The sequence below is a fragment of the Methylophaga sp. UBA1464 genome (genome assembly GCF_002325665.1).
Classification (GTDB): Bacteria; Pseudomonadota; Gammaproteobacteria; order Nitrosococcales; family Methylophagaceae; genus Methylophaga.
Window position 1 is genome coordinate 8,197 of record NZ_DCSO01000084.1, and the last position, 5,131, is coordinate 13,327.

The following is a 5,131-nucleotide window of genomic DNA, read 5'->3' on the forward strand; positions in this document are numbered from 1 at the left end:
ATTAAAGATTTATTCGATTTCGCTTAGCAGTTGTTCCATGATGTCATTCATTGCCACCAGTCCGATCAGATCGTTATTGTTCACCACCAACAATCGCTTCACCCGGTGCGTAGTCATTAAAGTGGCGACATGTGTTATCGATAAATCCTCCCCAACCGTAATGACGGGTTTGGCACATATATCGTAAACATTGAGCAGATCAATATCACCTTCCTCAGCAATAACGGTTTTCAGAATATCGCTATAGGTGATCAAACCAAACGCATCATGATGATTCTGTTTGTCGACTACCAGAGATTTTATCTTGTGGCGCTTCATCAGGCTTAACGCTTCACGCATTTTGGCAAACGGTGAAATTGTCACCACGTTGGAAATCATAACGTCTTTAACTAATCGCATCGGGGTAATCCTTGATATCTAGAGAGACTCTCGTAAATGCTGCTGGAATTTTTCTACCTGAGAAGTATCAATACCAGCCAGATGTTCCAGTGGCAGGGTAAAAACCAGACCATTCGAATCCTGATTATCGGGCATGAGAATTTTTTGAATGGCTTTGACTACCTGGAGTGACAGGCCTTTTTCCAGCACCATCAATAAAACACTTTGACTACCATCGTAGCTAAGACCAAAGAATGTTTTTTTGGCGTTGTTGCTGATACCGCGAGCAGTCAACAATGTGATACCGCCCGCCCCTAAATCCCTTGCTGCATCAATGGCAGCCTGTTCACTTTCTTCCGGAACAATCGCGACAAGAACAGAAAATTTCATGCGTTCACCTTTTTCAATGTCGTCATGAGATGCATCGCAATAGCATAGAGCATGACCGTTATGATTGGAAAGATAGAAGCAAAGGCTATCAAGCCAAAGCCATCCATCAGAATATTACGGCCTTCGATATGTGTTGCCAGACCGATACCCAGTGCCGTCACCAAGGGCACGGTTACTTCGGAGGTTGTCACACCACCAAGATCATATGCCAGAGGCACAATATATTTGGGTGCAATCAGGGTGAGCACGATGACGATTAAGTATCCGCCAATAATGTAATGATGGATCGAGTCGCCCGCGATAATACGATGTACGCCGATAGTGATGCCAACCGCCACCCCTATAGCCACTAATATTCGAATGACATTGCCATTTATTCTGCCGGAAGCCGCTTCCTCAGCCTGTTGACCGATAGCAATCAAGGCGGGTTCCGCCATGGTTGTGGCAAAACCTATGGCAAAAGCAAACAGATAGACATAGACAATGTGCTGATTTTTTATCAGCTGTTCAGCCATGCTGCTGCCGATGGGAAACAAACCCATTTTCAAACCGACCACAAATGCATATAAACCAAATAACACCATAGCAAAGCCTAAAACCACTTTACGTGGATTATTTAGAGGACGTTTTAGAACCAGATATTGGAAGAAAAGAATCGTGATAATGATAGGCAAGACATCGCCCACCATGCCCAGTAAATCCATCAGCATGGTCATCGGACCGGAGATAGCCTCTTGCTGAGCCGTGTCTATACTGAGCTCTGCTGCCGGAGCAGTTTCAGCCCCACTGAACACGACAATCCCATACAGCTGCACCGTTATCATCGGTACCATCACTGCCATTGCTACAATGCCAAAACCGTCAATAAGTGGATTACGCCCACGAATGGATGAGGCTAAACCAATACCTAAAGCCGCTATTAATGGCACTGTCACAATATTGGTGGTCACACCGCCAGAATCATAAGCAAGACCCACAATTTCAGCCGGAGTAAAAAAGGTTATGGTTACAACAAGCAGATAGCCAATGATCATGAACCAGTGCAGCGGATAACCAAATAAAATCCGAAATACCCCAAGCGCAACCACAAAGCCCACCGATATGGCCACAAGAAAACGTAGAATCAGCGCGTCAATTCGACCTTCACTGATTTCCTGGGCCTGTTCGGCTACGGCAATTAATGCCGGTTCAGCAATGACAGCAGAAAAGCCCAGAGCAAAACCAAATGACAATAAAATCCACAAGGAACCACGTTTGGTAAATTGATTGGAAAGGCTTTTGCCGACCGGGAAAATACTGAGTTCAAGACCCCGCAGGAACAATGCGACGCCAATAGCCACGATAAACAACCCAATACTGATGCTCAGGGTGTTATCAGGAATACTCTGTAAGATAAAGGTTTGAAAAATAACCACTACAATCACGATGGGCAGCAGGTTTTTCATTGCATGCATAAATGCATCTGAAAATGCTTTCAGTTGATTCACTGCATCCTCTTACGTTGTAGTATGGAATTAATTGTAAAGACTGTTATTCAGCGCCACAAGCTGATCTCACGCCTCAGCACTGACCTTTACCTGATTGCGTCCGGACAGTTTGGCGCCATACACAGCCTGATCTGCAGATTGCAATAAGCGTTTTACGGTCATATTACTGCCAGGCTCCAGAGTCGATACACCCACTGACAAGGTGACGCGAAATGTTTTCCCTGAATTAGCAGTAAAATGCGTTTCAGCAACTGTTTTCCGCATCCGTTCTGCAATATCTGCTGCGACCACACCACTGGCATCAGCTAACAATACGACAAATTCCTCACCACCGTAGCGAGCCAGCACATCACCCTGGCGCAGGCTGTCATTAAGCAGCTGGGCGACATGCTTAAGCACTTGATCGCCAGTTTGATGTCCATGACTATCGTTTATGCGTTTGAAATAATCCAGATCAACAAATAAACAGGACAAAGCAGTTTTGTTACGAATAGCCCGACTGAACTCTTCCACGATGCGCTGATCAAAAAAACGACGATTATTCACGCCGGTCAGTGGATCACGCAGACCGACCAGTTTTACTTCTTCATGCAAACGCGCATTTTCGATACAGGCTGATACCACGGCAGCCAGATGCTGCAGAAACTGTGTGCCGATATTGGATTGAAATCGATTGGGATTGCGGCTGCCTAAATTCAGACTGCCAATTAACTGATTCTGACGTATCAGGGGGAGCAGGGCGACTGATCCCAATTCACTATGTGAGGGAAACAGTTGCTGATGTTGATGAGGTGAAAAGCTGGTAAGACGTGGAATGCGCCGTAAACTGAAGAACTGTTCCAGACGTTGAACGGATTCGGTAAATAACAAATGGTTCTGCCATTGCTGTATTTCTGGCACTGACTCCAGCAAACGTTGGAATTCATATTCCGGATCATGCAACATCAGCGTGACGGTCGTCAGTTGAAAGCGATGTTTATGTTCTTCGAGGATCAATTTCAGTAACGGCTCCAGGCCGCTGCTATTCAGCAAGCTTAATTCATATTGCTGAAAGTTGAGCTGTTTCCGCTCATTGCTTTTGGCAATACGGAGCAGATCATCCAATCGATCTTGAAGCGTCGTCACGTCTTGTTGAGGCATGCAACAGCCTTGAGCACTGAAATGAGTGAGGTGAGACCTAATAATGGCGTATTGCGCGGGCAATTGTCCATACTTCTACTGTCTCTATACCATTTTGCTGTAAACATCGGCTGGCTTCGGCGACCGTATGTCCCGTGGTATATACATCATCGACCAGTGCAACATGTTTGTAAGGCAATGCTTTAGCAACGGCAAAGGCCTGTTTTAGATTACGTTTGCGTTGTTTACCGCTCAGGCCGGATTGTGGACTGGTATTACGCTGGCGGATCAAACCGTGTTTATCGGTTGCTACACCAAGTCTTCTCGACAGCGCAGCGGCCAGTTGAGCTGACTGGTTATAACCACGTTCGCGTAACCGACTGGGATGCAATGGGACAGGGATAAGTATTTCGGGCAATGGCTGGTGTCGTTGATGGATTTTATCTGCCAGCAGTCGGGCAAACAGCTGTGTAAATGCCAATTGCTGATGAAACTTAAAAGCAGCGATACAATGATTAACTGGCGCTTCATAACGAAACAATGCAACAGTTGATTGCTGTGGTGGCGGTTGTTGCAAGCATTGGCCGCAAATTCCTGTTTCATTCAGCGGTATAGCACATTGCTGACAACACGTATCCAACCACGGCAACTCATCTGCACAGGCGCTGCAAAGCACATCATCTGGACTAAAGTCACCACAGAGGAAGCAGGGAATCGGCAACAGTTTGCTGTATAATTCTGCCAAACGATGCGTCACTACAGCACGAAAGTTTCTGGCCATCATGTTATTAATCCATTAAATCTGATGAAGAAGCCCATGACTGAAAATATAGCAGAAAAGACCGCGCCGCTCCGCCATGACTGGCAGCAGGCGGAAATTGAAGCCTTGTTTGATTTGCCATTTGCGGATCTGATGTACCAAGCGCAAACCATTCACCGGCAGAATTTTGATGCCAATGCTGTACAAATCAGTACCTTGCTGAGTATCAAAACCGGTGGTTGTGCCGAAGATTGCGGTTACTGCCCGCAAAGTGCGCATCATCCATCGGCAGTGAAAGCCGAACCGTTAATGCCTCTGGATAAAGTGCTCGAATCTGCTGCGCAGGCCAAATCCACCGGTGCCAGCCGTTTTTGTATGGGCGCTGCCTGGCGTAACCTGAAAGATCGCGATGTGGATCGTGTCGTCGCGATGATTGAAGGCGTTAAGGATATGGGGCTGGAAACCTGCGTCACGCTGGGTATGCTGGAAAATCACCAGGCCAAGCGTCTGAAAGATGCTGGTCTGGATTATTACAATCACAATCTGGATACCTCTCCGGAATTCTATGGTGAAATCATCTCAACGCGTACCTATCAGGATCGACTGGATACCTTAACTCATGTTCGTGAAGCGGGCATTCATGTCTGCAGTGGCGGTATTGTCGGCATGGGTGAAAGCCGTCAGGATCGCGCTGGTCTGTTAATCAGTCTGGCTAATCTGCCAAGTCATCCTGAGAGCGTGCCGATTAATCTACTGGTGCAAGTCGAAGGTACACCTTTGGACGGCATCAATAATCTGGATCCGTTTGAATTTGTTCGCACCATCGCTGTGGCACGCATTATGATGCCGCAGTCTTTTGTCAGACTTTCTGCGGGTCGTGAAAACATGACTGATGAATTGCAGGCAATGAGTTTCCTGGCCGGTGCCAACTCGATTTTCTACGGCGAAAAACTGCTGACTACTGACAATCCGGATACCGATCATGATCAACGTTTAT

At 46.6% G+C, this 5,131-nt stretch carries 6 protein-coding genes; 1 reads left to right on the plus strand and 5 read right to left on the minus strand.

Going from position 1 to position 5,131, the window contains the following annotated elements:
* Positions 1–9: 9 nt before the first annotated feature.
* The 5 genes from B3O33_RS10610 to B3O33_RS10630 all read right to left on the minus strand — a co-directional run bounded on the left by B3O33_RS10610 (position 10) and on the right by B3O33_RS10630 (position 4,158).
* Positions 10–399, minus strand: a complete 390-nt coding sequence (locus B3O33_RS10610; protein ID WP_292362236.1) for a CBS domain-containing protein — start codon at positions 397–399, stop codon at positions 10–12.
* Between the two features lie 18 nt (positions 400–417).
* Complete coding sequence (locus B3O33_RS10615; RefSeq protein ID WP_292363562.1) at positions 418–768, minus strand: transcriptional regulator; 351 nt, start codon at positions 766–768, stop codon at positions 418–420.
* Complete coding sequence (locus tag B3O33_RS10620; protein WP_292362238.1) at positions 765–2,255, minus strand: DUF1538 domain-containing protein; 1,491 nt, start codon at positions 2,253–2,255, stop codon at positions 765–767. The genes B3O33_RS10615 and B3O33_RS10620 overlap by 4 nt, the downstream gene beginning before the upstream one ends.
* Positions 2,256–2,321: 66 nt before the next feature.
* A complete protein-coding gene (locus B3O33_RS10625) occupies positions 2,322–3,395 on the minus strand; it encodes a GGDEF domain-containing protein (protein ID WP_292363563.1) in 1,074 nt (357 codons plus the stop codon).
* A 37-nt stretch (positions 3,396–3,432) separates the two neighbouring features.
* The gene (locus B3O33_RS10630; RefSeq protein WP_292362240.1) at positions 3,433–4,158 is read right to left on the minus strand and encodes a ComF family protein; all 726 of its coding nucleotides are present in this window, start codon (positions 4,156–4,158) and stop codon (positions 3,433–3,435) included.
* Between the two features lie 33 nt (positions 4,159–4,191).
* Between B3O33_RS10630 and bioB the strand changes: the two genes are divergently transcribed.
* Positions 4,192–5,131, plus strand: a 940-nt coding sequence (bioB, locus tag B3O33_RS10635; RefSeq protein WP_292363564.1) for a biotin synthase BioB, incomplete at its 3' end; no start/stop codon positions are given.

What these genes read in the sequence shown, in the direction of transcription:
- B3O33_RS10610 (WP_292362236.1), bottom strand. Translation starts at nt 399, where the DNA reads ATGCGATTAGTTAAAGACGTTATGATTTCCAACGTGGTGACAATTTCA.
- B3O33_RS10615 (WP_292363562.1), bottom strand. Translation starts at nt 768, where the DNA reads ATGAAATTTTCTGTTCTTGTCGCGATTGTTCCGGAAGAAAGTGAACAG.
- B3O33_RS10625 (WP_292363563.1), bottom strand. Translation starts at nt 3,395, where the DNA reads ATGCCTCAACAAGACGTGACGACGCTTCAAGATCGATTGGATGATCTG.
- B3O33_RS10630 (WP_292362240.1), bottom strand. Translation starts at nt 4,158, where the DNA reads ATGATGGCCAGAAACTTTCGTGCTGTAGTGACGCATCGTTTGGCAGAA.